This is a genomic window from Pseudomonas sp. KBW05, assembly GCF_003852405.1.
GTDB lineage: Bacteria > Pseudomonadota > Gammaproteobacteria > Pseudomonadales > Pseudomonadaceae > Aquipseudomonas.
In genome coordinates this window covers 1-26,640 of record NZ_QAJM01000029.1, presented here as the reverse complement: position 1 = coordinate 26,640, position 26,640 = coordinate 1, and the positions used below count along the sequence as shown (strand labels likewise).

Annotated in this window: 21 protein-coding genes; 7 read left to right on the top strand and 14 right to left on the bottom strand. The window is 61.9% G+C overall.

What is annotated here, in order from left to right; all coding sequences use genetic code 11:
- Window positions 1-11: 11 nt before the first annotated feature.
- The gene (locus tag DBR46_RS24580) at window positions 12-1,139 is read right to left on the bottom strand and encodes a muconate cycloisomerase family protein (protein ID WP_124528305.1); all 1,128 of its coding nucleotides are present in this window, start codon (window positions 1,137-1,139) and stop codon (window positions 12-14) included.
- 114 nt (window positions 1,140-1,253) lie between these two features.
- Here DBR46_RS24580 and DBR46_RS24575 point away from each other — a divergent pair, with 114 nt between their 5' ends.
- Entirely contained in the window at window positions 1,254-2,129 is an 876-nt protein-coding gene (locus DBR46_RS24575; protein ID WP_124528304.1) for a LysR family transcriptional regulator, read from the top strand.
- A gap of 150 nt (window positions 2,130-2,279) precedes the next feature.
- On the opposite strand, the gene DBR46_RS24565 is transcribed toward DBR46_RS24575, so the two are convergent.
- The gene (locus DBR46_RS24565) at window positions 2,280-3,260 is read right to left on the bottom strand and encodes a helix-turn-helix domain-containing protein (protein ID WP_124528303.1); all 981 of its coding nucleotides are present in this window, start codon (window positions 3,258-3,260) and stop codon (window positions 2,280-2,282) included.
- Between the two features lie 315 nt (window positions 3,261-3,575).
- On the opposite strand from DBR46_RS24565, the gene antA reads away from it, so the two are divergent.
- From antA to DBR46_RS24545, 4 genes are all read left to right on the top strand, one after another.
- On the top strand, window positions 3,576-4,967 hold the full coding sequence (gene antA, locus DBR46_RS24560) for an anthranilate 1,2-dioxygenase large subunit (RefSeq protein WP_124528302.1): 1,392 nt from the start codon (window positions 3,576-3,578) through the stop codon (window positions 4,965-4,967).
- A complete protein-coding gene (antB, locus tag DBR46_RS24555; RefSeq protein ID WP_124528301.1) occupies window positions 4,967-5,458 on the top strand; it encodes an anthranilate 1,2-dioxygenase small subunit in 492 nt (163 codons plus the stop codon). Before antA ends, antB begins: the two co-directional genes overlap by 1 nt.
- A gap of 137 nt (window positions 5,459-5,595) precedes the next feature.
- Complete coding sequence (gene antC, locus DBR46_RS24550) at window positions 5,596-6,603, top strand: anthranilate 1,2-dioxygenase electron transfer component AntC (protein ID WP_124528300.1); 1,008 nt, start codon at window positions 5,596-5,598, stop codon at window positions 6,601-6,603.
- 72 nt (window positions 6,604-6,675) lie between these two features.
- On the top strand, window positions 6,676-8,076 hold the full coding sequence (locus tag DBR46_RS24545; RefSeq protein WP_124528299.1) for an amino acid permease: 1,401 nt from the start codon (window positions 6,676-6,678) through the stop codon (window positions 8,074-8,076).
- A gap of 86 nt (window positions 8,077-8,162) precedes the next feature.
- Here DBR46_RS24545 and kynA read toward each other — a convergent pair whose 3' ends face one another.
- Entirely contained in the window at window positions 8,163-9,020 is an 858-nt protein-coding gene (gene kynA / locus DBR46_RS24540; RefSeq protein WP_124528298.1) for a tryptophan 2,3-dioxygenase, read from the bottom strand.
- Entirely contained in the window at window positions 9,017-9,667 is a 651-nt protein-coding gene (gene kynB, locus DBR46_RS24535; protein WP_124528297.1) for an arylformamidase, read from the bottom strand. The genes kynA and kynB overlap by 4 nt, the downstream gene beginning before the upstream one ends.
- Window positions 9,668-10,053: 386 nt before the next feature.
- On the opposite strand from kynB, the gene DBR46_RS24530 reads away from it, so the two are divergent.
- Window positions 10,054-10,398, top strand: a complete 345-nt coding sequence (locus tag DBR46_RS24530; protein ID WP_010206533.1) for a cupin domain-containing protein — start codon at window positions 10,054-10,056, stop codon at window positions 10,396-10,398.
- A gap of 65 nt (window positions 10,399-10,463) precedes the next feature.
- Here the strand turns inward: DBR46_RS24530 and DBR46_RS30375 are convergent, their stop codons facing one another.
- From DBR46_RS30375 to DBR46_RS24515, 4 genes are all read right to left on the bottom strand, one after another.
- The gene (locus tag DBR46_RS30375) at window positions 10,464-10,634 is read right to left on the bottom strand and encodes a hypothetical protein (protein ID WP_177325351.1); all 171 of its coding nucleotides are present in this window, start codon (window positions 10,632-10,634) and stop codon (window positions 10,464-10,466) included.
- 39 nt (window positions 10,635-10,673) lie between these two features.
- A complete protein-coding gene (locus DBR46_RS24525) occupies window positions 10,674-11,210 on the bottom strand; it encodes an N-acetyltransferase (protein WP_124528296.1) in 537 nt (178 codons plus the stop codon).
- A gap of 69 nt (window positions 11,211-11,279) precedes the next feature.
- Window positions 11,280-12,173, bottom strand: a complete 894-nt coding sequence (gene mmsB / locus DBR46_RS24520) for a 3-hydroxyisobutyrate dehydrogenase (protein WP_124528295.1) — start codon at window positions 12,171-12,173, stop codon at window positions 11,280-11,282.
- A gap of 15 nt (window positions 12,174-12,188) precedes the next feature.
- Window positions 12,189-13,706 carry a CoA-acylating methylmalonate-semialdehyde dehydrogenase gene (locus DBR46_RS24515; protein ID WP_017738404.1) on the bottom strand — a complete coding sequence of 506 codons (1,518 nt, stop codon included), beginning with the start codon at window positions 13,704-13,706 and terminating at the stop codon, window positions 12,189-12,191.
- Between the two features lie 132 nt (window positions 13,707-13,838).
- Between DBR46_RS24515 and DBR46_RS24510 the strand changes: the two genes are divergently transcribed.
- The gene (locus tag DBR46_RS24510; RefSeq protein ID WP_124528294.1) at window positions 13,839-14,786 is read left to right on the top strand and encodes a LysR family transcriptional regulator; all 948 of its coding nucleotides are present in this window, start codon (window positions 13,839-13,841) and stop codon (window positions 14,784-14,786) included.
- Window positions 14,787-14,944: 158 nt separating this feature from the next.
- On the opposite strand, the gene DBR46_RS24505 is transcribed toward DBR46_RS24510, so the two are convergent.
- The 6 genes from DBR46_RS24505 to recC form a co-directional block, all read right to left on the bottom strand.
- Window positions 14,945-15,436 (bottom strand): OmpA family protein, encoded by a 492-nt coding sequence (locus DBR46_RS24505; protein WP_017738402.1) that lies wholly within the window; start codon window positions 15,434-15,436, stop codon window positions 14,945-14,947.
- A 4-nt stretch (window positions 15,437-15,440) separates the two neighbouring features.
- Window positions 15,441-16,703, bottom strand: coding sequence for a diguanylate cyclase (locus DBR46_RS24500; protein ID WP_124528293.1), 1,263 nt, complete (start codon window positions 16,701-16,703; stop codon window positions 15,441-15,443).
- Complete coding sequence (locus tag DBR46_RS24495) at window positions 16,700-17,266, bottom strand: YfiR family protein (protein ID WP_124528292.1); 567 nt, start codon at window positions 17,264-17,266, stop codon at window positions 16,700-16,702. Before DBR46_RS24495 ends, DBR46_RS24500 begins: the two co-directional genes overlap by 4 nt.
- An 89-nt stretch (window positions 17,267-17,355) precedes the next feature.
- Window positions 17,356-19,428 carry an exodeoxyribonuclease V subunit alpha gene (gene recD / locus DBR46_RS24490; protein WP_124528291.1) on the bottom strand — a complete coding sequence of 691 codons (2,073 nt, stop codon included), beginning with the start codon at window positions 19,426-19,428 and terminating at the stop codon, window positions 17,356-17,358.
- Window positions 19,425-23,099, bottom strand: a complete 3,675-nt coding sequence (gene recB, locus DBR46_RS24485; RefSeq protein ID WP_124528290.1) for an exodeoxyribonuclease V subunit beta — start codon at window positions 23,097-23,099, stop codon at window positions 19,425-19,427. Before recB ends, recD begins: the two co-directional genes overlap by 4 nt.
- Entirely contained in the window at window positions 23,096-26,548 is a 3,453-nt protein-coding gene (recC, locus tag DBR46_RS24480; RefSeq protein WP_124528289.1) for an exodeoxyribonuclease V subunit gamma, read from the bottom strand. The genes recB and recC overlap by 4 nt, the downstream gene beginning before the upstream one ends.
- Between the last annotated feature and the right edge of the window lie 92 nt (window positions 26,549-26,640).

The window sequence follows — 26,640 nt, the reverse complement described above, 5'->3', positions numbered from 1 at the left end:
GCAGGCGCCTCTTAGTGTTTGTCACGACGGAAGAACGCCAGGCGCTCTTCATCAATGGCCAGGCCCAGGCCCGGGGCGGTGGAGACATGCAGGTGGAAGTCGCGGTACACCAGCGGCTCGGCGAGGATGTCTTCGGTCAGCAGCAGCGGGCCAAACAGCTCGGTGTCCCACGCCAGTTTGTTCAGGGTCAGGAACGCATGGGCCGAGGCCAAGGTACCGATGCCACCTTCGAGCATGGTGCCGCCGTACAGGCCGATGCCGGCCGCTTCGGCAATCGCCGCGGTGCGCAACACGGCACGCGGGCCGCCGTTCTTGGCGATCTTGAGGGCGAACACCGAAGCCGCGCCTTCGCGGGCCAGGTTGAAGGCATCTTCCACGCACTCGATGGACTCATCCGCCATGATCGGCGCCGGGCTCGACAGGTTGAGCCGGGCCATGCCGCCACGGTTGTTGCGCGAGATCGGCTGCTCGATCAGATCGATACCGTTGTCGCCCAACACCTTGCAGGCACGCAGGGCGACGGCTTCATCCCAGGCCTGATTGACGTCCACCCGCACACTGGCGCGGTCGCCCAAGGCTTTTTTGATCGCGATCACATGGGCCAGGTCCTGGCTGACTTCGCCGGCACCGATCTTCAACTTGAAGATGCGGTGACGGCGCAGGTCGAGCATTTTCTCGGCCTCGGCGATGTCTTTTTCGGTGTTGCCGCTGGCCAGCGTCCAAGCCACCGGCAGCGCATCGCGCACACGGCCGCCGAGCAGTTCGCTGACCGGCAGGTTCAGGCGTTTGCCCAAGGCGTCGAGCAAGGCGCTTTCGATGCCGGACTTGGCAAAGGTGTTGCCACGGATGCTGCGCTCCAGGCGCAACATGGCGGCGTTGATATTGCTCGCATCCTGGCCGATCAGCAGCGGCGCAAAGTGGCGATCGATGTTGACCTTGATGCTGTCCGGGCTTTCGTTGCCATAGCTCAAGCCGCCGATGGTGGTGGCCTCGCCGATGCCTTCGATGCCGTCGGCGCAACGCAGGCGGATGATTACCAGCGTCTGGTTTTGCATGGTGTGCATCGCCAGCTTGTGCGGGCGGATGGTAGGCAGATCGACAATAATCGTCTCGATCGACTCGATGGCGCAAATCGGCATGGCAATACCCGTTGGGTTCTTTATAGATTTGTGTCGATTCTGTCCCGCATTTTTTCTGGGTTCCAATATAGAATTAGTCTCAAACAATACTCTCAAGGTATGAAGGGAGCTGACATGGAACTGCGTCACCTGCGCTATTTCCAGGTGCTGGGCGAAACCCTCAACTTCACCCGCGCCGCCGAACGCCTGCACATTGCCCAGCCGCCGCTGAGCCGGCAGATCCAGCAATTGGAAGATGAATTGGGCGTGATCCTGCTGGAGCGCGGCCGCCCGTTGCGGCTGACCGAGGCCGGGCGGTTTTTCTATGAACACGCCAATGTGTTGCTGGAGCAACTGCACAAGGTGTGCGACAACACCCGACGCATTGGCCAGGGCGAGAAGACCTGGCTGGGCATCGGCTTTGCGCCCTCGACGTTGTACGGTGTGCTGCCGGAGTTGATCCGCCGCCTGCGCAACCACGAGGCGCTGGAGCTGGAACTGGGCCTGTCGGAAATGACCACCTTGCAGCAGGTCGAAGCGCTCAAGGCCGGGCGCATCGATGTGGGCTTCGGGCGGATTCGCATCGACGATCCGGCCATCGTCCAGCGCGTGTTGGTGGAAGACCGCCTGGTGGCCGTGCTGCCCGCCGGCCACCCGTTGCTCGCCGCGCCCGCCACGCTGGCGCAGTTGGCCGCCGAGCCGTTTGTGCTCTACCCCGGCAACCCGCGCCCCAGCTATGCCGACCATGTGATCGCCTTGTTCGACGCCCATGGCTTGAGCCTCCAGGTAGCGCAGTGGACCAACGAGTTGCAGACCGCCATCGGCCTGGTCGGCGCCGGGATGGGCGTGACGCTGGTGCCGGCGTCGGTGCAGGTGCTGCACCGGGCGGATATTGGCTATACGCCGGTGGTGGAGGCCACGGCGACGTCGCCGATCATCCTCAGCCGACGGGTGAATGATCAGTCGCCGGGGTTGAGGCATTGTTTGCAGTTGGTGGAAGAACTGATCTGAGGTCTCACAAACACTGCAATTCTCCTGTGAGAGTGAGTTTGTGTGGGAGCGGGCTTGCTCGCGAAAGCGGTGGGTCAGCTTGCACATGTATTGCTGACCCACCGCTTTCGCGAGCAAGCCCGCTCCCACAGTTTTTGATCTCCACAAGGTTCAGGCAATGCGCAGGCGCTTGCGTTGCAGTGTCTGGCTGGGTGACTCATCGAACAACTTGCGGTACTCCGCCGAGAACCTGCCCAAATGCGTAAACCCCCAGCCCAAGGCAATCTCGGAAATGGTCCGCGTCGCACCATGCTCAAGAATCTCCTGACGCACCGCACTCAACCGGTACTTCTTCAAATAGACCATGGGCGACAGGGCAAAATACTTGCGAAACGCATCGAACAGCTTGAACCGCGACACCCCGGCAGCGGCTTCCAGATCTTCCAGGTGCACGGCTTCGCGGGCGTTGTCGTGGATAAACTGCCGCGCCCGGATCAGGTAGTGCGGCAACTTCACCCCCAGTACATCGCGCAGTTCTTCTGAATAGTTGTTCGGCTGCGCGAGGATCAAGCCCTTGATCAGCGAGCTTTCCAGGTCCCGGGTAAACGCCGCCTGTTCATACAATTCACTGCTGCATTCCAGCTCGGCAATAAAGTAGCGCGCCATGCGCCACCAAGACGCCGACGCGCCCTCCACCGCATCCATCACCGACTCAAAGCGCAGCGGCGTGTCGATAGGGCGTTGCAGTAAACCTTCCAGGGACTCGCTCATCGCCGCCCGTGTGATCACCACCTGCAACTTGCGGCAGTCGCCGGAAATCGCCAGCACCTGATGCTCGTTGGGCGAGATGATCACGCCTTGGTCACGGTTGGAACTCAGGCACTCACCGTTCTTGCTCAACTCCTGTTCGCCTTCCAGGGGCAGGCTCAGGCTGTAGCTGCTGAAGTGCTCGGCGTCTTCGATGTCGATGGTCACGTCGGTGCCGTATTCGATCACGCCCAAGGTGGTGGCGCGGGACTTGAGCACATTGGCGCTGTGGTGGAAGCGCAAGCGCTCGGGTGTGGCGGTGGTCAGTCGATGGGGCCCACAGATACCGGACATCCAGCTGCGGGCGCCCTCCAGGTCGAAACGTTGAATCGTTTGGCTGCTCATCAGGATGCACCCACGGCGGTTAGGCGTTTGCGCGCTCTGGCGGCGCGTCATTGTTAGTGATCGACAGCAAGTTCCACGCCACGCCGGGGGCATTGCCACTGAGTGGATAGCACCGGCAGATTATGTGGATAAACGTAAGACTTTTCCGGCAATTGCCCGCCAAGACAGTAGCGCATTACGTCACCGCCCTGCACCGCTGTGGGTATTTGCTGCCCAATTATCCGGCGCACCTTCCCCGATTAAGCGGATAGCCCGCGCCCTGCCCCACTGCCTCTAATAAACCACCGATTAGCCCCTATCAAAAAGGTGCCTCCCATGAGTGGTGCAAGAAGCGTCGAGCAGTGGAAAACGTTTATCGAAGGTTGTCTGGATTTTCGCCCGGTGGACGAGGTGTTCCGCATCGCCCGCGACATGTTCACCGAGCCGCAACTGTTCGACCTGGAGATGGAACTGATCTTCGAGAAAAACTGGATCTACGCCTGCCACGAAAGCGAACTGGCCAATAACCACGACTTCGTGACGATGCGCGCCGGGCGCCAGCCGATGATCATCACCCGCGACGGCGAGGGCCACCTGAATGCGCTGATCAACGCCTGCCAGCATCGCGGCACCACGTTGACGCGGGTCGGCAAGGGCAACCAGTCCACATTTACCTGCCCGTTCCACGCCTGGTGCTACAAGAGCGATGGCCGGCTGGTGAAGGTCAAGGCGCCGGGGGAATACCCGGAAGGTTTCGACAAGGCGACGCGCGGACTGAAAAAAGCCCGTATCGAAAGCTACGAGGGTTTTGTGTTTATCAGCCTGGATGTGAATGGCACCGACAGCCTGGAAGACTTCCTCGGCGACGCGAAAGTGTTCTTCGACATGATGGTCGCCCAGTCCGCCAGCGGTGAGCTGGAAGTGCTGCCGGGCAAGTCCGCCTACACCTACGACGGCAACTGGAAGCTGCAGAACGAAAACGGCCTGGACGGTTATCACGTCAGCACCGTGCACTACAACTACGTGGCCACCGTGCAGCATCGCCAGCAGGTGAACACGGAAAACGGCACTGCCTCCGGCAGCACGCTGGACTACAGCAAACTCGGCGCCGGCGATGCGAATACCGATGACGGCTGGTTTGCCTTCAACAACGGCCACAGCGTGCTGTTCAGCGACATGCCCAACCCGAGCGTGCGCTCCGGCTACGCCACCATCATGCCGCGCCTGGCCTCCGAACATGGCCAGCAAAAAGCCGAATGGATGATGCATCGCCTGCGCAACCTGAACATCTACCCGAGCCTGTTCTTTCTCGACCAGATCAGCTCGCAACTGCGCATCATCCGCCCGGTGGCGTGGAACAAGACCGAGATCATCAGCCAATGCCTGGGGGTGAAGGGCGAGTCCGATGCGGACCGCGAAAACCGCATCCGCCAGTTTGAAGACTTCTTCAACGTCTCCGGCATGGGCACGCCAGACGACCTCGTGGAATTCCGCGAAGCCCAGCGCGGTTTCCAGGGCCGGCTGGAACGCTGGAGCGATATCTCCCGCGGCAGCCACCGCTGGCAAACCGGGCCCACGCCCAACAGCGAAGCCATCGGCATCCAACCGGCGATGACCGGTACCGAATTCACCCACGAAGGCCTCTACGTGAACCAGCACCGCAACTGGCAACGCTTCCTCCTCAACGGCCTCGACAAACAAGCGCTGACACTGCGGGAGGTGGAGTGATGAATGCCCAGTTGCAGTACCAGATCGAACAGTTCTTCTACCGCAAGTCCGAGCTGTGCGACGCCCAGGACTGGGACGCCTACGTGCAGCTGTTCGACCCCCACAGTGAATTCCACCTGCCGCAATGGGACTCGGAACACGTCTATACCCGCGACCCCAAGCGCGAGATGTCGCTGATCTATTACGCCAACCGCTCGGGCCTGGAAGACCGCGTGTTCCGCCTGCGCACTGGCAAGGCCGCGTCGGCGACGCCGATGCCGCGCACCTTGCACCTGATCAATAACGTGCGCATTGCCGAGCAGGCCGACGGCACGCTGCAAGTGAAGTTGAACTGGCACACGCTGTTTTATCGTCTGGCCACTTCGGAGCAGTTCTACGGCCACGCCACTTATAGCCTCAAGCCCCATGGCGACAGTTGGCTGATCACGCGCAAGCATGCGTTGTTGCTCAACGACACGATCAACTCGGTGCTGGATTTCTATCACCTCTAACCACGATGCGCTTTTTTTGTGGCGAGGGAGCTTGCTCCCGCTGGAGTGCGCAGCGCTCCCAAGCTTTTTGGGGCCGCTGCGCAGCCCAGCGGGAGCAAGCTCCCTCGCCACAGGGTTGAGCGTGTGGAGTCTGGAAAATGAATCACAAAGTGGCGTTCAGTTTTGCCGACGGCAAGACCCTGTTCTTTCCAGTGGGCAGCCATGAAATCCTGCTGGATGCCGCACTGCGCAATGGCATCAAGATCCCCCTGGATTGCCGCGAAGGCGTGTGCGGCACCTGCCAGGGCCGTTGCGAATCCGGCGATTACAGCCAGGACTATGTGGACGAAGAAGCCCTGTCCAGCCTCGACCTGCAACAGCGCAAGATGCTCAGTTGCCAGACGCGGGTGAGGTCCGACGCGACCTTCTACTTCGACTTCGATTCGAGCCTGTGCAACGCGCCGGGGCCGGTGCAGGTACGCGGGACGGTGAGCGCGGTGGAGCAGGTCTCGGCCAGTACGGCGATCCTGCACGTACAGCTGGACCAGGCGCTGGATTTTCTGCCCGGCCAATATGCACGCATTGCGGTGCCGGGCACGGACAGTTGGCGCTCGTACTCGTTTGCCAACCGGCCGGGCACCCAGCTGCAATTTCTAGTGCGCCTGCTGCCCGACGGCGTGATGAGCAACTACTTGCGCGAACGCTGCCAAGTGGGCGATGAGCTGTTGATGGAGGCGCCGCTGGGGGCCTTCTACCTGCGCCATGTGACCCAGCCGCTGGTGCTGGTGGCGGGCGGCACCGGGTTGTCGGCGTTGCTGGGCATGCTTGATGAGCTGGCCGCCAACGGTTGCGAGCAGCCGGTGCACCTGTATTACGGCGTACGCGGCGCCGAGGACTTGTGCGAAGCGGCGCGCATCCAGGCCTATGCCGGGAAAATTCCGGGGTTTCGCTACACCGAAGTCCTCAGCGCGCCCTCGCCGCAATGGCTCGGCAAACGCGGCTACCTCACCGAGCATTTCGACCTGGCGCAATTGCGGGACAGTTCGGCGGATATGTACCTGTGCGGCCCCCCTCCAATGGTCGAATCCATCCAGCAATGGCTGGCGGATCAGGCACTTGTTGGCGTTCAGCTGTATTACGAAAAGTTTACGCAGAGTAATATCTGACCCCTCAGCACTTCTGAGGGGCTGATGCGGCGTGCACTCAACCCTGAGAAAAACAAGTAGAAGGGAATGTTAATGGCGGATGACATGGTTAACCCGGTAGGCCTCAAGCGAGGCCTGAAGAACCGGCACATTCAGCTGATCGCCTTGGGAGGGGCGATTGGCACGGGGTTGTTCCTCGGCTCGGCCGGGGTGCTCAAGTCGGCGGGCCCGTCGATGATCCTCGGCTACGCAATCGCGGGTTTTATCGCGTTCCTGATCATGCGCCAACTCGGCGAGATGATCGTCGAAGAGCCGGTGGCCGGTTCTTTCAGCCACTTCGCGCACAAGTACTGGGGCGGTTACGCAGGTTTCCTCGCCGGCTGGAACTACTGGGTGCTCTACGTGCTGGTGGGCATGGCCGAACTGACGGCCGTGGGCAAGTACATCCAGTTCTGGTGGCCGGAGATTCCGACCTGGGTCAGTGCGCTGGTGTTCTTTGTCGCGGTGAACCTGATCAACACCCTGAACGTGAAGTTCTTTGGTGAAGCCGAGTTCTGGTTCGCGATCATCAAGGTGGTGGCGATTGTCGGCATGATCGTGCTCGGCTGCTACCTGTTGTTCAGCGGCACCGGCGGCCCGCAGGCGTCCATCAGCAACCTGTGGAGCCACGGCGGGTTCTTCCCGAACGGCGGCATGGGGCTGTTGATGTCGATGGCGTTCATCATGTTCTCGTTTGGTGGCCTGGAACTGGTGGGCATCACTGCCGCCGAGGCCAGCGAGCCACGCAAGGTGATCCCGAAAGCGATCAACCAGGTGGTGTACCGGATCCTGATTTTCTACGTCGGCGCCCTCACCGTGCTGCTGTCGCTGTACCCGTGGGACCAACTGCTGCAAACCCTCGGCGCGTCGGGCGATGCCTACAGCGGCAGCCCGTTTGTGCAGATCTTCTCGCTGATCGGCAATGACACCGCGGCGCACATCCTCAACTTCGTGGTGCTGACCGCGGCGCTGTCGGTGTACAACAGCGGCGTGTACTGCAACAGCCGCATGCTGTTCGGCCTGGCCGAGCAAGGCGATGCGCCGAAAGCGCTGATGAAGCTGAACAAACAAGGCGTACCGCTGCGCGCCCTGGCGATTTCGGCACTGGTGACGATGCTGTGCGTGGTGGTCAACTACGTGGCGCCCCACAGTGCGCTGGAGTTGTTGTTTGCGCTGGTGGTTGCGTCCTTGATGATCAACTGGGCGCTGATCAGCCTGACCCACATCAAGTTCCGCAAGGCCATGGGCGAGCAAGGCGTGACGCCGTCGTTCAAGACCTTCTGGTTCCCGTTCAGCAACTACCTGTGCCTGGCGTTCATGGTGGTGATCATCAGCGTGATGCTGGCGATTCCGGGGATTCGCAATTCGGTGTTTGCGATGCCGGTGTGGGTGGGGATTATCTATGTGGCGTATCGGTTGCGGGTGAAAAACGGCAAAGTAGCCGTGGCGCAGTAACCTAATGTGGGAGCGAGCAAGCCCGCTCCCACAGTTTTGATTGCATTCCAAAATGAAGAAGCCCCGGTGATCCGGGGCTTTTTTGTTTAGAGGGTTGAGCGTACTCGCCACAACTCGGGAAACAACACCGTGTCGAGCATCTTGCGCAAATACCCCACACCTTCAGTGCCGCCGGTGCCCGGCTGGAAACCGATAATCCGCTCCACCGTGGTCACATGCCGGAAGCGCCACTGGCGGAACGAATCCTCCAGGTCGATAAACTTCTCGGCCAACTGATACAAATCCCAGTAACGGCTCGGATCGCGATACACCTCGCGCCACGCCGCTTCCACGGATTCATCGTGTACCGTCGCCGCCGTCGGGTCGCGCTCGGCGCGTTTTGGATCAATCGTCAGGCCCGCCTTGAGCATCAGATTGATCGCCTCGTCGTACAGCGACGGCGTGGCAATCGCCACTTTCAACTCGTTCAGCAGTTCTGGCCGATGAGCATGGGGCCGCAACAACGCCGCGCTTTTATTGCCGAGGATAAATTCGATCTCACGGTACTGGAACGACTGGAATCCCGACGACTGCCCGAGGAACGGGCGGATCGCCTTGTATTCCGATGGCGTCATGGTCGCCAGCACCGCCCAGGCGTGTACCAGTTGATCGAAGATGCGCGACACCCGCGCGAGCATCTTGAACGCCGGCGGCAACTCCCCCAGGCGCACGTGTTCGCGGGCGGCCTTGAGTTCGTGGAGCATCAGTTTCATCCACAGCTCAGAGGTCTGGTGCTGGATGATGAAGAGCATTTCGTTGTGGTCCGGCGACAGCGGGTGCTGGGCACTGAGGACTTTGCCCAGGTCCAGGTAATCGCCGTAGCTCATGGACTCGGAGAAATTCAGTTCGGCGTTGTGCCATTCTTCGGGCGGTTGGTAGTCAGCAGAGAAGGGACATTGGCTCATCGCGTGGGCTCCTTGAGCGGGCGGAGAATGGCGCGGACCGGGCTCGCGTCGAGGTTGGCAAAGCGCAGCGGCAGCGCGATCAGTTCATAGTCGCCCTCCGGTACGTCATCGAGCACGATGCCTTCGAGTATCGCCATGCCATGGCGCGCCACGGCATTGTGGGAATCCATGGTCTTGGACTGTTGCGGGTCCAGGGACGGGGTGTCGATGCCGATCAAACGCACGCCCAGGCTGGCCAGCAGTTCAATGGTTTGCGGGGCGATGGCGGTGAAGTTCGAATCCCATTCGGTGAGCGGCGCTTGTGGATAAGTGCGCAGCAGCACGCGCTCGGGCAAGTTATCCACACGGCCTTCGAGCTGATGCGGCTGCACCAGCGCGCCGCTGCCCAGGCAATGCAAGACGCGGCACGGGCCCATGTACACGTCCAGCGACACCTCGCCGATCGGCGCACCGTCCGCGCTGTAATGCAGCGGCGCATCCACATGGGCGCCGGTGTGCGGCGACAGGGTTATGCGCCCGACATTCACCGGGCACTCCGGGCCGAATTGCCACACGCGCTCTTCCTGGAACGGCGTGTCCCCCGGCCAGGTCGGGGTCGCCGTACTCAAGGGCGGGCTGATATCCCACCACGTTTTTATTGGGTTCATTTCAAGGCTCTCGGCGGTTACTGGAGTGAATGATACGAGGGCCTGCTGCGAATTTTCTTGCGAATTCTGGCGCGAAGTGGGAAATCTTTCGCACTTACTGCGAGGAAATGGCTGATTGGTGATTGAAAATGTCATCTGCACACTACACAACAGTCAACACAGAACCCATGTGGGAGCGGGCTTGCTCGCGAATGCGGTGTATCAGTCACAGATGTGTTGTCTGATCCGCCGCTTTCGCGAGCAAGCCCGCTCCCACATTAGGTTTCAGGGTGTCAGATGAATCGCAGGCGGCTGCGCTTCTGGACATCCCGATGTCGAGTTCAGACCACTGGCCCTGCGCCCAAGGCCTTAGGGTGCATCTTTCCATTCCCTGCCTCGGAGACATCATGTCCAAGCCCATCACCGTACTGCGTGACACCCACCCCTTGCCGGTCCTGGATGCCTGCAAATGGGAAAAGCTCGAAGGCGACCCGCACACCGTCAACCTCAACGCCTACACCAGCGAAGACGGCAGCAAGATCATGGGCACCTGGATCTGCACACCGGGCAAGTGGTACGTGGACTATGTGAAGTGGGAATACTGCCACTTCCAGGAAGGCTACTGCATCATCACCCCAGAAGGCCTGGAGCCGATTCATCTGCGGGCTGGGGATATCTTTGTGGTGGAACCGGGGATGAAGGGGACGTGGGAAGTGGTTGAGACAGTGCGTAAGTATTTTGTGTTTGCTTGATTGAATCGTCGGTCGAGTTCACAAACAAAAAAACCGCCGTTAAGGGCGGTTTTCTTTCATACGGCTCAGCGACTCTTGCCAGCCAAGGGGCCTGCTGGCTCCATGTCTTTGCCATGTTCAATCGCAATGCTGAAAAATCTCTTTTGATTGGCTGACATCAATCCACCAAGCTTTTTAGCCTCGGCAGAAAAATCTGCGACCAATTGCGCATTTGTTTTCCGGGTAGTCGTTTTCATCAGACCAAGCCTCTGTAAGCCTTGTATGTGTGCCCAATACTAGGAGCGCTCGACTGAAATCACAAGGCGCTGCTTTTCGTCATATTCGAAGCCAAGTCGCGCATAAGTAGACATGGCATCGGGCCGCGGTTCCTGAATCTCGATACACGAGCAACCAATGACACGCGCATAGGCGTCGATGGCACCAAGGGCAAGCGCGGCAATCAGGCCCTTCAAAGGATGTTGACTATCTGGACTCCCTTCCAGGAGCACTATTTTAATGGTGACTTTGCTGTCACGAGGTGTGGCGTAACAAAGGCCGCATAGCTGCTCGTCATGCCAGATGGACAAATCAAACCCTTTGACATCCAAGGCCTTCCAATCAGGAACATCCTCCCAGGGAAACTGAGCATCTCCTCCCCAGCGGTTGAAGGCCTCAATTGCACGAGCATCAATGACATCAAGGCGGACTTTTGAAGCATCGAGTGATTGATCTCCCAACTCAGTCCATTGGTCAGCGAATGCAGCCAGCGCCGACTTTTTCGACTGTGATTGGAAGATCACGTACTTGAGGGCGTTCGCGTATCGACGTGCCATAACGATCAGATTCTTGGAAACGGCGCAAACGATACCAAGATCGAGCGTTGCCTTGAGTTCAGGATGAATTCAAGGTTTTTCAGGTTTGCGATAACTGTTGATAATCGCCGAGAAATCCTTCCCGCCTTCCCCGCGCTGACTCATCGCTTGATACAACTGCTGCGCCACCGCGCCCAGAATCACAGGTTGCTTAGCCTGGCGTGCCGCTTCAGTCGCCAGCCCCAAATCCTTGAGCATCAGGTCAGCACCAAACCCACCGGTATAACCACGGGACGACGGCGCGGTTTCAATCACACCCGGCCACGGGTTGTAGGTGTCAGAACTCCAGCAACGCCCGGTGGAGCTGTTGATGATCCCCGCCAGCACCTGGGTGTCGATGCCCAGTGCATCGCCCAACGCCATGGCTTCGCTGACGCCGACCATGCTGATACCCAGCAGCAGGTTGTTGCAGATCTTGGCGATCTGACCGGTGCCGACTTCACCGCAGTGCACGATGTTGCGGCCCATCTGCGCCAGCACCGGTTGCAGGGTGGCGAACAGTTCCGGGTTGGCGCCGACCATGAAGGTCAGCGTCCCTGCTGCGGCGCCGCCGGTGCCGCCGGAGACCGGTGCGTCGGCGACTGCAACGCCTTGCTTGGCCGCCGCAGCGGCGACATCGCGGATGGTTTGCGGGTCGATGGTGCTGCAATCCACCGCCGGTACGCCTTTGCCGATGGCGGCCAATACGCCGTCTTCACCGAGCCAGACGCTGCGCACATGGGCCGCAGCCGGCAGCATGGTGATCACCAGTTCCGCGCCGCTTGCGGCATCACGGGGTGAATCGCTGATGCTGCCGCCCAGTTCGGCCAGTTCCTTGAGCACTGTCTGGTTCAGGTCAAACAGGTTCAGCGCGTGGCCAGCCTTGATCAGGTTGCGGGCCATGGGCGCGCCCATGTTGCCCAGGCCGATAAATGCAATCTTCATGGTCGTCTCCCGGAATCAGCGCAGGTTGATGGTGGTGTTGACGCCATCGTTGACCGTGTCGTCGTCGAACCAGCGGCTGGTGACGGTCTTGGTCTGGGTGTAGAACTGCACCACTTGCTTGCCGTACGGGCCGAGGTCGCCGAGCTTGGAACCACGGGAACCGGTGAAGCTGAAGAACGGCACCGGCACCGGGATCGGGATGTTGATGCCGACCTGGCCTACATCGATTTCACTCTGGAACTTACGCGCCGCCGCACCGCTTTGGGTGAACAGGCCGGTGCCGTTGCCGAACGGGTTGGCGTTGACCAGCGCGATGGCCTCATCGAGGGTCGCGACTTCGAGCACCACCAGCACCGGGCCGAAGATTTCCTGGGTGTAGATCTGCATGTCGGTGGTCACGCCCGAGAACAGGGTCGGGCCGACGAAGTTGCCGTGCTCGTAGCCAGGCACCTTGATATCGCGGCCGTCCAGTTCCAGCTTGGCGCCTTCTTTCACACCGCTTTCGATCAAGTCCAGGATGCGTGCCTTGGCGCGCTTGGAGATCACCGGGCCGACATCCGTGCCCGCTTCGCTGCCAGCGTTGACCTTGAGTTTCTGCGCCAGCGCCTTGAGGTCCGGCAGCCATTGCTTGGCCGCGCCCACCAGCACCACCACCGAGGTGGCCATGCAGCGCTGGCCCGCCGCGCCGAAACCGGCCCCGACCAGGGCGTTGAGGGTGTGTTCGCGGTTGGCATCGGGCAGCACCACGGCGTGGTTTTTCGCGCCCATCATCGACTGCACGCGCTTGCCGTGTTTGCCGGCCAGGTCATAGACGTGAGTGCCGACGGCGGTCGAACCGACAAAGGACACGGCCTTGATGTCTTTGTGGGTGCACAGCGCATCCACCACATCCTTGCCGCCGTGGACCACGTTCAGTACGCCAGGCGGAACACCCGCTTCGAGCGCCAGCTCAACCAGCAGCACGGTGGACAGCGGGTCCTGTTCGGACGGTTTGAGGACGAAGGTGTTACCGCAGGCAATCGCCATCGGGAACATCCACAGCGGAATCATCGCCGGGAAGTTGAACGGGGTAATCCCGGCACACACGCCGATGGGTTGGCGCAGGGTGTAGGTATCGACGCCACCGGCGACGTTCTCGGCGAATTCGCCCATCTGCAAGGTGCCGATGGAGCACGCGTGCTCGACCACTTCCAGGCCACGGAAAATATCGCCTTCGGCATCGGCAATGGTCTTGCCCTGCTCGGCGCTGAGGACGACGGCGATGCGCTTGGAGTGCTCGCGGATCAAGGCTTGCAGCTTGAGCATGATGCGCATGCGCGCGCCGATTGGCGTCAGCTTCCAGGTCTGGAAGGCGCGCTGGGCGGCGTCGATGGCGGCGTTGACTTCATCGGCCGTGGCGAACGGGACTTTGGCCAGCACCTCTTGGGTGGCTGGGTTGACGATGTCGTGCCATTCAGTGGTCTTGGACTCGACCCATTCACCGTTGATCAGCAACTTGACCTGTTGTACGGAAATATCGGCAGATGCGTTCATGGGGTCTCCAATTCTTATTGATATGCAGAGAACCAAGGCGTTGAACCGCCTTGAAGAATGAGGCGTTCGGACTGTTTTTGGAGTATAGATGTGCAAACTTCTAATAAGAACGCACATAAAAGCCGGTCCAATATGCAAAAAAACATCACGTCACTGGGCTCCCTGAACTGGGATGACCTGAAGTTTTTCCTCGAAGTGGCCCGTACCCGCAAGGCCAGCGTCGCCGCCAAGCGCCTGGCGGTGGACTACACCACGGTGTCGCGGCGCATCAGTTCGCTGGAAGTCTCCCTCGGCACCCTGCTGTTCGAGAAGTCCCGCACCAGCGGTTTCGTCCTCACCCCCGAGGGCCAGCGTTTGCTGGGCTACGCGGAGTCCATCGAAAGCACCTTGCACATGGCCTGCGAGCAAGTCTCCGGCTCCGGCGTGGCGCTGTCCGGCCATGTGCGCATGGGCTGCACCGAAGGCTTCGGCAGTTTCTTCGTCACGCCGCAGTTGAGCCATTTTGTCGACACCTACCCGGCGATCTCGGTGGACATCCTGCCCCTGCCCCACTTCATCAGCCTGTCCAAGCGCGAAGCAGACATCGTCATCGCCCTGGAACGTCCGGAACACGGGCCCTACGTGTGCTGCAAACTGTGCGACTACAAATTGCAGCTGTACGCGACCCAGGACTACCTCGACCAACACCCACCGATCCGCAAACCGGCGGACTTGGCCGAGCATCCGTTTATCAGCTATGTGGATGACTTGGCCTTCAGCTCGGAGCTGCTGTACCTGGCGAATGTGGTGCCTGGCGCCAGCGCCAGTTTGCGCAGCACCAGCGTGATTGCGCAGTACGTGGCGGCGCAGCAGGGGCGGTCGATGGCGATTTTGCCGTGCTTTTTGGCGGCGCAGGACCCACGGTTGTTGCCGGTGCTGGGGGAGGAGATAACGATTACGCGGCAGTTTTGGATGTATTGCCGGGAGGATCTGAGGAAGCTGAAACGGATTACGTTGTTGTGGGATTACATCCGCGAGGTGACGGAGCAGAACCAGGGGTTGTTGATGGGGGAAACGCGCCAGATGCGGTTTGCAGACTGACCGAATCTAAAGCACACCACAGGTCAAAAATGTGGGAGCGGGCTTGCTCGCGAATGCGGAGTATCAGTCGCCATTTTCGGTGGCTGACCCACCGCATTCGCGAGCAAGCCCGCTCCCACATTTGAAATGCATTTCAGATTGAGATCGGGTGAATCGGATCAGTCCGCGATCACCACGATCGACACCCGCCGATTCTCCGTACGCCCCGCCACCGTGGTGTTCGACGCCACCGGTTCGCTGCTGCCCAGGCCACGCAGCTGGATGTTTTCTTCCTTCATGCCCACGCCCGTCAGCACCTTGGCCACGCTCTTGGCGCGGCGCAGGGACAGTTGCTGGTTGTAGGCTTCTTTGCCCGAGGCATCGGTGTGGCCGTCCACGCGCACGCGTTCGATGCCAACACCCAGCAGGGCCTTGCCGATGCGTTCGACGATATCGGTGCTGGGTTTGTTGAGCGCTTCGACGTCACTGCCAAACAGCACTTTGCCCGACAAGCCAAACGCCCAGCCTTCGTCGGTGAGTTCAAAACCCTGTTGCTTGAGCACGGCAACTTGCGCCGGGGTCAGGCCTTTGGGTGGGGCCGTCTGGCAGCCGCCGAGGGCGAGCAGTGCCACCAGCAGGGTGATAAACATAAAACGTGCGGTCGAGAACAAGGGATCAACTCCTGTGTTGAACATTGACGACGGGGCTCTCCGGCTCCGCCGTTTGCTGGCCGCCGAGCGACAGGCGCTTGGCCTGGTACATCGCTGCGTCGGCGGCATTGAGCAAGGTGCCAGGGGTGGCGCCATGATCGGGGTAGATGGCGATGCCGATACTGAGGGAGGTCAACACCTGGGTGTTGCCCGGCACCGGGATTGGCAAGTCCATGCTGGCGATGATTTTGTCGGCGATGCGCTGGGCATCTTCAAGCTTGTGCAGGGGCGCCAGCAGGATGGCGAACTCATCGCCACCCAGGCGCGCGACCAGGTCGTCTTCACGCAACTGCGCACGCACACGCTCGGCCACGGCGACCAGGACGGCATCGCCGGCGGCGTGGCCGAAGTTGTCGTTGATGTCCTTGAAGCGGTCGCTGTCGAGGAACAACACGGCGACCCGCTCGTTGAGTTTGGCGGCGCTGCGCAGAGCACGGATCAAGCGACCTTCGAAAAAGGCACGGTTGGGCAGGCCGGTGAGGCTGTCGTGGTTGGCCTGGTGCGCGAGGGTTTCGTTTTCGCTTTGCAGGTGGCTTTGCCAGGCTTCCATTTCGCCGAGCAAGGCGTTGAAGTCGCTGCCCAGGCTGTCGAGTTCGGCGATTCGCGCCGGTGGCACGCGCCGGTCGAAATCACGCTCGCTACGGGCAGCGTGGGCCACGGCGGCGAGGCTTTGCAGCGGGCCGGTGATGCCGCGCAGCAGGCGCTGCGCCAGGTGCAGGGCGACCCAGGCGCTGAGGGCGGTGCAAATCAGGATGCCGGCCAGGCCGCTGAGCAAAAAGCGCAGCAGGCTGGCGCCGTGACCGGTCAGGTGGATGCTGCCCACGGTGCGCCCTTGATGGAGGATCGGCTGGCTGATGGGCTGTTCGAGCAGGGTATGCGCCAGTTCCAGTTCAACCCGCGAGAGCATCCCGGTGTCCGGGCGTACCCATTGCGCCAGCAGCTTGCCGTTGGCGTCGAAGACTTCGGCCCGGGCCACTTCTTCGGTGGAGGCGATCAGGCTCAGGGCTTCGGTGGCGGCGGAGCTGTCGTTGAACACCACCGCCGCTTCCACGGTGTAGTTGATGGAGCGCGCGATCAGGTGCAGGTTGTGCTCGGCGTACACCCGCAGCGCCAGCACGCCGAGCAGGGTCAGGGACACGCTGGCCAGGCTCACCGCCACCAGCGCCAGGATCATATGCCCACGCCCGATGACCGAGCGCAGGGTCGGGCGCACGTTTACCGCGCTCATGGCTCGGGCGCCCGACGACGGGACAGTTGCAGCACGCTGGGGTGAATGCGCACGCCGCTGCGTGCCACGGAGTCGAGATTGACCTCGAACGACACTTGCTCATCCCCCACCCGCAGGCAGAACAGGCTGCCCACCGTGCATTGGTCGCCGCCTTCACTGATGCTCAGCACCGGGTGCCCGATCAGCGAGGCAAACAGTTGGTTGCGTTCATCGCCACTGAGCTTGCCGATATACACAGCGTTGCAGGCATTGACGATATCGGGATGGTCAGCCAGCAACCGCTGTACCCGCACCGGGCGACCGGTGGCCTGGGTGGTGCCTTTGATCAGGTCGTCGGTGTACTGGGTCGGCCCGACGATGCACAGGCGCAACTGCGCCGGCTCCACCGGCCAACGGGCATAGCTGAGGATGCCAAGGACCACTTGGGTCACCGCCTGGGCGCGGTGATCTGCCGGGCTCGGCGCCTGGGCAAAAACGCGGGGCGCGAGTAGGCCAAGAACCGCCACCAGTAACATGCGTCTCCAGCTCAAACTACGCTCTGTGGACGAGCCAGCCACCTTCATGCAGCGATTCTCTCAGGTCTTTTCAAGATGATGCCGCAACGATAGCACAGCGATGGAAACCCCCGCGATATGGCGCCATAAATGACCTATCAGTCAGATTTTTCCGCGTCATGGTCCAACTCCAGCATCAACCCGCTCAAGCGTTTGACCTTGCGCCCCACAGCCTCTTCAAACACGCCGCCGCGGGGCTCGATCAGGCTGAACCAACGCTTGGCGCGGGTGATGCCGGTGTAGATCAGTTCTTTGGTCAGCACCGGGTTCAGCGCGTCCGGCAGGATCAACGCGGTGTGGGTAAATTCCGAGCCCTGGGATTTGTGCACAGTCATGGCGTACACGGTTTCCACATCATTCAGACGGCTGGGCAGTACAAAGCGCACGCCGCCCTGGCCGTCGTTACGTGGGAAGGCCACCCGCAGCACGTGGGAACCGCCGTCGCTTTCCGGCAGCTTGAGGGCGATGCCGATATCGCCGTTCATCAAGCCCAGGCCGTAGTCGTTGCGGGTCATCAGCACCGGGCGGCCTTCGTACCATTGCTCATCGCCGTCGATCAGCCGCACTTTGCGCAAGGCGGCGGTGATGCGCAGGTTCAGCCCTTCCACACCCCACGGGCCCTTGCGCACGGCGCAGAGCAGTTGGAAGGCGTCGAAGGCTTGCAGCAGTTGCTGCGCCCAGTGGGTCCAGGCTGCATCTTCGCGCGGGGTGTCGAGGGCCGGGCGCGCGCTGCGCAGCAAGTCGAGGTAGTAGCGATAACCCTGGGCACCGTCGCTGCCCTGCCCGTCCAGCACCAGGCGTTCCAGGGCGTGATCGTGTTCGCCCTTGAGCCTGACGCAGGCCAGGTCGGCGTGACTGCCGGCATTCAACAGTTGCCGGGCTTGCTCGGCGCTTTGCTGGTTGACCAGGCGCGCCAGTTGGCCGATCCCGCTACCTTCACCAAAACGCCGCGAGTAGCGCAGCATCACCACTTGCTGGGCCAGCGGGTGGCTGTCATCGAGGTCTTCTTGCAAGCCACTTGTGCTGAGGTCTTCGCCGCTGACCGCTTGCAGCCATTGCCGGGTCTCGGCGCTGTACCAGCCCGCTTCGGCGTCGCGGCACAGGTCGCCGAGTACGGCGCCGGCCTCGACCGAGGCGAGTTGGTCCTTGTCGCCCAGCAGAACCAGGCGCGCGTGCGGCGGCAAGGCGTCCAGCAGGTTAGCCATCATTTCCAGGTCGATCATCGAGGCTTCGTCCACCACCAGCACATCCAGGGGCAAGGGGTTGCCCACGTGATGACGGAAGTGCCGCGTGCCCGGGCGGCTGCCCAGAAGGCGGTGAACGGTGGTGACCTGGGTCGGGATTTTTTCGCGCACGGTGTCGGGCACCGTCAGCGACTGCACTTGCTGGCTGATGGACTCGGTGAGGCGCGCGGCGGCTTTGCCGGTCGGCGCGGCCAGGCGGATGCGCAGCGGGCTGCCGGCTTCCACTGCCGGGGCCTGTAACAGTGCCAGCAGGCGCACCACGGTGGTGGTCTTGCCGGTGCCGGGGCCACCCGTGACGATGCTGAACGCACCGCGAGTGGCCAGGGCGCAGGCAAGTTTTTGCCAGTCGATCACGCCATCGGGCGGCGGCTGGTCGAACAGGCCATTGAGGCGCTGGGGCAAATCCGCGGCGATGGTTTCCTGGCTGGCGAGACGCCGGCGCAAGGCGCTGTCGATGCGCCGTTCGTAGGTCCAGTAGCGGCGCAGGTACAGGCGCGTGCCGGACAAAACCAGCGGACGGCTTTGTGCCGACTCGCTGCCGTCGCCGCCCAGCGCAACCAGGCGACTGGCGGCCAGGGCTGCGCACCAGTGGGCGCCGTCGAGTCCGTTGAGCAGTTGCGACGGTAGCAACATTGCACCGGTTTGCAGATCGCCTTCGGGCGGCAAGGACAGGGCGAAGTCCGGCGCCTTGAGGGTTTCGAACAGGTCCAGGCACACGTGACCGTGGCCCAGTTGGTGACTGGTCAATGCGGCGGCCAGCAGCACCACCGGGTCGGCCTGGGGGTCGAGTTCGTGCAGGAAGCCGACGAAGGCCTTGTCCAGGGCGCGCAGCCAGCCGCGGTCGACCCAGCGTTCAAGCAGTTGCACGAGGTCAGCGGCACGGCTGAGGGGTTCCAGCGCCTCAAGCGGCAGGGGCGACAGGCTCATAACAGGACTCCTTGTTCCCAGGCGGGCTCAACCTTGGGCGGGATGGGCTTGCCCTGGAACAACAGGTCCAGGCTTTCGATCAGCTCACGGGGCGGACGTGTGAAGTACGCGCCCCGGCTGGCGGATTGAACGCCGCGCAGGAACACATACAGCGCACCGCCGACGTGGCGGTCGTAGTCATAATCCGGCAGGCGTGCCTTGAGTTGGCGATGCAGGGCCAGTAGGTAAAGGACGTATTGCAGGTCGTACCGATGATCGAGGATCGACTGTTCCATGGCTTCCGGTGTGTAAGCCGAATCATCGGGGCCAAGCCAGTTGGATTTGTAATCCGCCACGTAATAGCGACCGTCGTGTTCAAACGTCAGGTCGATAAAGCCCTTGAACATGCCGTTGAGCAGCACCGGTTCGGCGGCAACCCGCGAGACGCCGTTATGGGTGTGCTGGCATACCAGTTTGTCGAGGGCGAGCACGTCGACCTTGTGGCTGGCGAACCAGAACTCCATTTCGATCTGGTACTGCTGCAAGCTGCTGAGGGCGACCTGGTCGTTATCCACCGGCAGCGGCGTTTGCAGCAACTGGCCGAGCCAACCGCTGAGGGTGGTGATCCAGCCTTCCCAGTTGCGGCGGTTGCAGCGCGCGCCGACGGCTTGTTCGATGGCCTGCGGCGTGACGTTGAAGCCATCTTCGCCGGCCCACTCCAACAGGCCGTGGAGAAAGGTCCCCGGATTCGGGCCGCGTGGGAAGCGGTGAATATCGCTACCGGACGCCGCCACTTCGCGGGGTGCGTCGGGATCGAGGCGCTCGTCATCGAACAGCTTTTGCGCTTGTGGGCTTTCCGGCGCCTCAGGCGTGGCCACGCTCATGCTGTCGCCAATGCGCAAGGCGCTGTAGGACGCAATCCACCAGTTCTCCGCAGCCTTGCGTTTGGGCAGCAGCGGTGCGAGCAGCGTGGCTTCGTTACGTGGCGGGTGGAAGAGGATGTCTTGCGCCTCGGGCACTTGCCCGTAGTGCATGGCGGGGCAGCCTTCCTGCAAGTCCAGCAACCAACGCGCCAGGGCGGCGGACTCGCCCAACGAAGCGCCGGCGCCGAGCAGGTAGCCCAGCGCAGACAAGTGCAGCACGGAACTGCTGCTATTGCCGCGCTTGAGGTCGGCGATGCCCAGCCAGCAAGCGTGCTTGGCGCGGGTCAGGGCGACGTAGAACAGACGCAGGTCTTCGGCCAGGCGCTCGTCGTCGGCCTGGGCGATCAGCTCGGCGGTGGCGCGCAGGCTGACTTGGGGTTTGCCCTGTTCATCGTGGTAGTGCAGCGGCAAGCGGCTGCCGTCCACCGGTTTGGCTGAGCAGATGAACGGCAGGAAGACCAGGTCGTATTCCAGGCCCTTGGACTTGTGGATCGTCACGACCTTGACCAGTTGCTCGTCGCTTTCCAGGCGCAGGATCTGCTCTTCGCCGGCCTGCCCCGACAGCGCCAGGTGTTCGGCCAGGTGGCGGATCAGCGCTTGCTCGCCATCCAGTTCCGAGGCGGCCTGTTGCAGCAACTCGCTGAGGTGCAACAAGTTGGTCAACACGCGCTCGCCATCGCTGCGGGCGATCAGGGTTTGCGGCAATTTGAAGTCATGGAGCAGGCGGCGCAGCATCGGCAGCACGCCTTGGCTGCGCCAGATCGCGCGGTAGCCACGGAACTGCATCACGCGGGTTTCCCACGCCAGTTCGTCCTGGTTCAGACGCTCCAGTTCCCGCAGTGACAGGTTCAGGGTCACGCAGGCCAGGGCGGCGCGCAGCGGGCGTTCGACGTCCGGTTCGGCGCAGGCCTTGAGCCAGGCCAACAGGTCGTGGGCTTCCTGGGCGGCGAACACCGAGTCTTTGTCCGACAGGTACACGCTGCGCACGCCACGGGCGGCCAGTTCGGCGCGCACGGCCTGGGCTTCCTTGCCGTCGCGTACGAGGATGGCAATGTCCGACGGCAGCACGCCGATGAAGCTGTCATCCGCTTGCAGGAAACCGGCAGTGCCCTGCTGCCCGCCGTTGAGCAATTCGACAATCTGCGTGGCACAGGCGGCGGCCAATTGTTGGCGGTACACCGCGTTGGAAATCGGCTGGTCGGTGGGCAGGTGCCACAGGTTCATCGCCGGTAGCGTTTGGCCATTGACCTGCAATTGCTCTTTGCGGCCCTGGGACAATACCGGCTGGAACGGCACCGGGTTTTCACCGTCCGGCTTGCGGAACAGGAACGCGCCACGCCCGTTTTCGGCACGTTGGAACACATGGTTGACCGCTTCGACCATCGCATGGCTGGAGCGGAAGTTGGTGCCCAGGGTGTGATGGCGCCCCGTGGTGGCCTCGCGTGCGCGCAGGTAGGTGTAGATGTCGGCGCCACGGAAGGCATAGATCGCCTGCTTCGGGTCGCCGATCAGGAACAGGCCACTGTCGCGGTGGTTTTCTTCGATGCGGTAGATGCGGTCGAAGATGCTGTATTGCACCGGGTCGGTGTCTTGGAATTCGTCGATCAACGCGACGGGAAACTGTTCACGAATCACACTCGCCAAACGCTCGCCGCCTTCAGCCTTTAGGGCGCTGTTGAGGCGGGTGAGCATGTCGTCGAAGCCCATTTCGGCGCGGCGCCGTTTCTCTTCTTCGAAACGTTTGCCGACCCAACCGGCGGCATGTTGCAGCACGGCGGCGTCGGGGGTTGGCAGGGCGTCGAGGGCGGCCTTGAGGCCGGCCATCGCGTCGATACCGGGGTGATGCGGCGGGTCGCCCTTCCAGGCTTCGGCCATGCCATCCGGGGTCAGGCGGGTAAAGCCGGTGCCGATGTCGAGTTGTTCAAGGGTTTCGTCCGCGGCCCAGGCGCTGATCTTTTCGAACCACGGTTCGAAGTAACGCGCCTGCATCTTACGACCGTCGACGGTTTTGGCGGCCACGGCTTGTAGGCAGATGTCACGTAGTTCGATGGCCCATTGTTGCCAGGGCGCCTTGAGCTCCCTCAGGGCTTCGCGGCGCTCTTGCAGGCAGGCGTTGATCAGCTCGGCAGGGTCGCGGGTTTCACCGGTGGGGCGTTCACTGCCAAACAGCGCGCGTACCCGTGGCATCAACGCAGCGGGGCCACCCCAGTTCGTGCGCACCCAGGTGAGCGCGTCGTCGTGCATCGGGTAGCAGAACAGCCGCCAGTAATCGCGCAGGACCTCACCGAGCAAGTCGCTGTGGTCGGTTTCCAGGGTCTGGGTGAACAGGCTGCCGCTGTCGAACGCGTGTTCGCGCAGCATGCGCTGGCACCAACTGTGAATGGTCGAGACGGCGGCTTCGTCCATCCACTGTGCGGCGATGTCCAGGCGGTTGGCGCAGGCGGGCCATTGCTCCGGCGGGTATTGGTCACGCAGTTCGGTGATCAGCGGGTCGAGTTTGTCGATTTCGCTGCGGAAGAAACGCGCCGCTTCGGCGAGCCGGATGCGAATGCGCTCACGCAGCTCCTTGGTCGCGGCGTCGGTAAACGTCACCACGAGGATTTGTGGCGGTAGCAGTTCGCGGCCAAAGCCGGACTCATCGCCACCGTTCCCCAGCACCAGGCGCAAGTAGAGGGCCGAGATGGTGAACGTTTTGCCAGTGCCGGCGCTGGCTTCAATCAGCTGGCTGCCTTTTAGCGGGAAGGCCAGGGCCAAGGGTTTGCTGCTCATGCGCTGGCCTCCTCGCTGGTGAGTGATCGCCATGGGGCGTTGATGAGCGGGCGATACAGGGTTTCGCACCAGCCGTCGAACTCTTCGCTGGCGATGAGCGTGGCGTAGTCGGGGAATTGGCGGGTGAGCGCCGGGGTTTCGCGACGCTCGCCGTCGGTGTTTACGCCGTCACCTTCGTAGGTTTTTTGGGCGGCGGCTTCAGCCTTCGCGGGGTCTGATTGACCGAGCCAGGCGAAGGCGGTTTTGACCGCGACCGGCAGCGGCTTTTTCATACCTGCGTGCCAGGCCAGCAGCAGGTTGCCGAGGATTTCCCGGGCGGTACTTGTTTCCAACGGCGGCAGTAGCAAGGTGTCATCGCTGGCCACCAAGCCGGTGCTCAACGAAAGGCCGCAAGCACACGCGACGACGTGATTGACCCATGGGCGGATCAGGCGATGCCACTTGCGGGTCTTGATCGAACCGATGCTGTTGGGGATGGTGGTCACGCTTAGCAAACCGCCATCACCGCGCCGGTGCAGGCCGCTGATCCAGCCTTCCAGCTGAATGCCTTGATGCTCAAAACTGACCGGTTCGGCGCCGGTGTGTGGCGTCGGCCAGAGGGCCAGCAACTGTTGGTAGCGTTGCAGCAGGTCGGGCAAGGGTTCGATCAATTCGTTGCGCAGGCATTCGCCAAAACCGACCATCGGCAGCAGGCCGCTGCCTTGCAAGCGTAGGGCCTGGGCGTTGAGGGCTTGGTCGAGATGTTCGGGTTGGGCCAGCGCTGCGCTCAACAGGCTATCGCTGAGGCTGTAGCGTTGCAGCGCATCGAGGACGAAGGGTTCTTCATCGGCAAGGGGCACTTCGGCCGCCTCAAAGAAAACTTTCAGGCGCTGACTGAAGAAATGTTTGACCGGGTTACGTAGGAAATCTTGTAGCTGGCCGAGGCTCAGGGGTTCTTCCTGTTGGTGCTCTGGCAGCTCCTCTGCCTTGGGTTCGGCATCGGCTGCTTCGTGCAGCAACTGCCATTCGCGGGCGTAGCTGAACAGCGGATCGCCTTCGTGGAAGTAGCGGGCGCTGAAGGGTTGCAGTGGATGCTCTTGGGTCATTACTTCGAGCAACGGATCCTCGCTTTGGGCGTGGTGCCAGCCGCTGGCGAGATGATCGCGCAATTGACCGATCAGGACCGAGGCCGGGCGCTCGCTATTGTCGCGGATGCTGCGGCCGACCCAGCTGATATAGAGCTGGTCGCGGGCGGAAAGCAGGGCTTCGAGCAGCAAGTAGCGATCGTCTTCACGGCGTGAACGGTCGCCGGGGCGGTAGTCGCTGCCCATCAGGTCGAAGTCCAGCGGTGGCTGGGCGCGCGGGTAGTCGCCGTCGTTCATGCCGAGCAGGCAGACGAGCTTGAACGGGATCGCGCGCATGGGCATCAAAGTGCAAAAATTGACAGCACCGGCGAGGAAGCGTTGGGACAGGCGGCCTTGGTCCAGGCCGGCGAGCCAGGCTTCGCGGACGACGGTGAGGGGTAATTCGTCCTGTAGGCCGACGGACTCGCAGGTTTCCAGCCAGGTTTCGCGCAGTTGTTCGAGTTGGCCGAGCAGGTAGTCGTCGTGTTCACTGCTGGGCAGGAAGAACAGTTGCATCAGGCGTTGCAGGCGTTCGCCCCACGTTTGGGGAGCGGCCGGCTGGGACAGGGTTTTATGCGCATCATTGAGTGCATCGAGCAACGCTACCAACGGGCCGATCAGGGCAGCGTCGAGGCCGCCGATTTCGTCATAGGGCTCGATGCCGTCGCAGGCTGCGCCGGTGCCTACGGCGTAACCGAGCAACATCCTACGCAAGCCGAATCGCCAGCTGTTTTGTTCCAACTCGCTCGGCAAACCTAGGCCTGCGCGTTGTTCCGAATCGAGCCCCCACCGGATGCCAGCGCCTTCGATCCAGCGATGCAGCGTGGGCAGGTCGCGCTCTTTTATGGCGAACCGTTCGCGCAGGGCCGGGACGTCGAGCAGGTCGAGGATTTCACTGACCGGGAAGCGGCTGTCGGGGAGTTTCAGCAGGTGTTCGACGGCGATGAGCAAGGGGTCGCGGCCGCGTTGGCCCTGGTCGGTGAGGGTGAAGGGGATGAAGCGCGGGTCGTTGCGCTCAAGTTGGCCGAACACTGCACGAATGTGCGGCGCATAGCTGTCGACGTCAGGGACCATGACGATGATGTCGCGGGGGCGCAACGTGGGGTCGGCGCTGAAGCGGTGGAGCAGTTGGTCGTGGAGGATTTCCACTTCGCGTTGGGCGCTGTGGGCGATGTGGAAGCGGATGGAAGTATCGTGCTCCAGATCGACAGCCGGCCAGAGCTCGCGGGTTTCATTGAGCGGACGCAGTTCGAGGATGTCGTCCTGGAGCTGGTTGAGCAGCGTGGTGGGTTCGCTGTCGCTGAACAGGTCGATGCGACCATCGCGGAACGCGGCGCGGTAGCTGTTGGGATCGTCGTAACTGTCCAGCAGGCTGATGTAGTCACGACCTTGTTTGCCCCAGGCGGCCAGTAACGGGTGGGCGTGCTGGTGCAGGGTTTGCGGGTCGATGGTGACCGGCATGCCTGTCTTGCGGGCCTGGCGTTTGTATTCATTACGCAGCAGATCTTTGTCGGCGACGATGTCGGACCAGTGGTGACGGCAAGGGTTGTGTACGCACAGCAGAACCTGGCTGAAACGTGCGAGGCCGGCGAGGGCTTCCAGCGCTTGGGCCGGCAACGATGAAATGCCGAAGACGATCACTCGGGAAGGTAGGCCTGGAGGGGCTTTTTCCAGAGTATTGATACGTTCGATAAAGCGCTGATGAACGCCGGCACGGCTTTCGGCCATGCCTTCTTCACCCACGTCCAGCAACAGCGCACGCCATAACTCGGCTTGCCAGCAGTTGGCCGGGTCTAGGGGTTTTGACTCGCCTCGTCCGTTACGCAATTGGTGGCTGCCTGCGGCCCAGTCCTCGAGCCAATCGGCGCGGTAGACCTGGTATTGGTCGAACAAGTCAGCCAGGCGTTCGGCAAGTTGGTAGCGCTTGCGCAGGTCGGTGTCGTGAGTGAGGAAGCGCTGCAGCGGCTCGAAATGAGGTTGATCGATGAGTTCCGGGAGCAGGCGCATCAGGCGCCAGGTCAGCGGGGCTTTATCGAGCAAGGACTTGAGCGGGATTTCGTCACGGCCAAGGACCATGCGGTAGAGCTGCCACATGAAGCTGCCGGGGAGTTGCACATCGATTGCGGCGGCGATACCACAGCCGCCCATGTCGTCATCTTCCGGGTCTTCGGCCAGGGCCAGTTTGAGCCATTGGGCGATGCCGTTGCTTTGTACCAGGGCGATTTCGTTTTCCAGAGGAGCCAGGGGATAGCGGCGCATCCAACTGACGACCAGGCTGCGCAGTTCGTCCAGGCGGTTGCCATGAACCACCATGAATCCAGCGCTGAGAGACGTCGCATCCGGCATAACGGCTTCCTTGGGAAAACAAAATCGAGGCGTGGACTTTAGCATTGAAGGTCACTGCAATGGCCCTTCACGTACTTTTCGACCGCCCAAAA

Excerpts from the sequence above, each read along its gene's own strand:
- DBR46_RS24580 (WP_124528305.1), bottom strand. The coding sequence starts at position 1,139 with ATGCCGATTTGCGCCATCGAGTCGATCGAGACGATTATTGTCGATCTG.
- DBR46_RS24575 (WP_124528304.1), top strand. The coding sequence starts at position 1,254 with ATGGAACTGCGTCACCTGCGCTATTTCCAGGTGCTGGGCGAAACCCTC.
- DBR46_RS24565 (WP_124528303.1), bottom strand. The coding sequence starts at position 3,260 with ATGAGCAGCCAAACGATTCAACGTTTCGACCTGGAGGGCGCCCGCAGC.
- antA (WP_124528302.1), top strand. The coding sequence starts at position 3,576 with ATGAGTGGTGCAAGAAGCGTCGAGCAGTGGAAAACGTTTATCGAAGGT.
- antB (WP_124528301.1), top strand. The coding sequence starts at position 4,967 with ATGAATGCCCAGTTGCAGTACCAGATCGAACAGTTCTTCTACCGCAAG.
- antC (WP_124528300.1), top strand. The coding sequence starts at position 5,596 with ATGAATCACAAAGTGGCGTTCAGTTTTGCCGACGGCAAGACCCTGTTC.
- DBR46_RS24545 (WP_124528299.1), top strand. The coding sequence starts at position 6,676 with ATGGCGGATGACATGGTTAACCCGGTAGGCCTCAAGCGAGGCCTGAAG.
- kynA (WP_124528298.1), bottom strand. The coding sequence starts at position 9,020 with ATGAGCCAATGTCCCTTCTCTGCTGACTACCAACCGCCCGAAGAATGG.
- kynB (WP_124528297.1), bottom strand. The coding sequence starts at position 9,667 with ATGAACCCAATAAAAACGTGGTGGGATATCAGCCCGCCCTTGAGTACG.
- DBR46_RS24530 (WP_010206533.1), top strand. The coding sequence starts at position 10,054 with ATGTCCAAGCCCATCACCGTACTGCGTGACACCCACCCCTTGCCGGTC.
- DBR46_RS30375 (WP_177325351.1), bottom strand. The coding sequence starts at position 10,634 with ATGAAAACGACTACCCGGAAAACAAATGCGCAATTGGTCGCAGATTTT.
- DBR46_RS24525 (WP_124528296.1), bottom strand. The coding sequence starts at position 11,210 with ATGGCACGTCGATACGCGAACGCCCTCAAGTACGTGATCTTCCAATCA.
- mmsB (WP_124528295.1), bottom strand. The coding sequence starts at position 12,173 with ATGAAGATTGCATTTATCGGCCTGGGCAACATGGGCGCGCCCATGGCC.
- DBR46_RS24515 (WP_017738404.1), bottom strand. The coding sequence starts at position 13,706 with ATGAACGCATCTGCCGATATTTCCGTACAACAGGTCAAGTTGCTGATC.
- DBR46_RS24510 (WP_124528294.1), top strand. The coding sequence starts at position 13,839 with ATGCAAAAAAACATCACGTCACTGGGCTCCCTGAACTGGGATGACCTG.
- DBR46_RS24500 (WP_124528293.1), bottom strand. The coding sequence starts at position 16,703 with ATGAGCGCGGTAAACGTGCGCCCGACCCTGCGCTCGGTCATCGGGCGT.
- DBR46_RS24495 (WP_124528292.1), bottom strand. The coding sequence starts at position 17,266 with ATGAAGGTGGCTGGCTCGTCCACAGAGCGTAGTTTGAGCTGGAGACGC.
- recD (WP_124528291.1), bottom strand. The coding sequence starts at position 19,428 with ATGAGCCTGTCGCCCCTGCCGCTTGAGGCGCTGGAACCCCTCAGCCGT.
- recB (WP_124528290.1), bottom strand. The coding sequence starts at position 23,099 with ATGAGCAGCAAACCCTTGGCCCTGGCCTTCCCGCTAAAAGGCAGCCAG.
- recC (WP_124528289.1), bottom strand. The coding sequence starts at position 26,548 with ATGCCGGATGCGACGTCTCTCAGCGCTGGATTCATGGTGGTTCATGGC.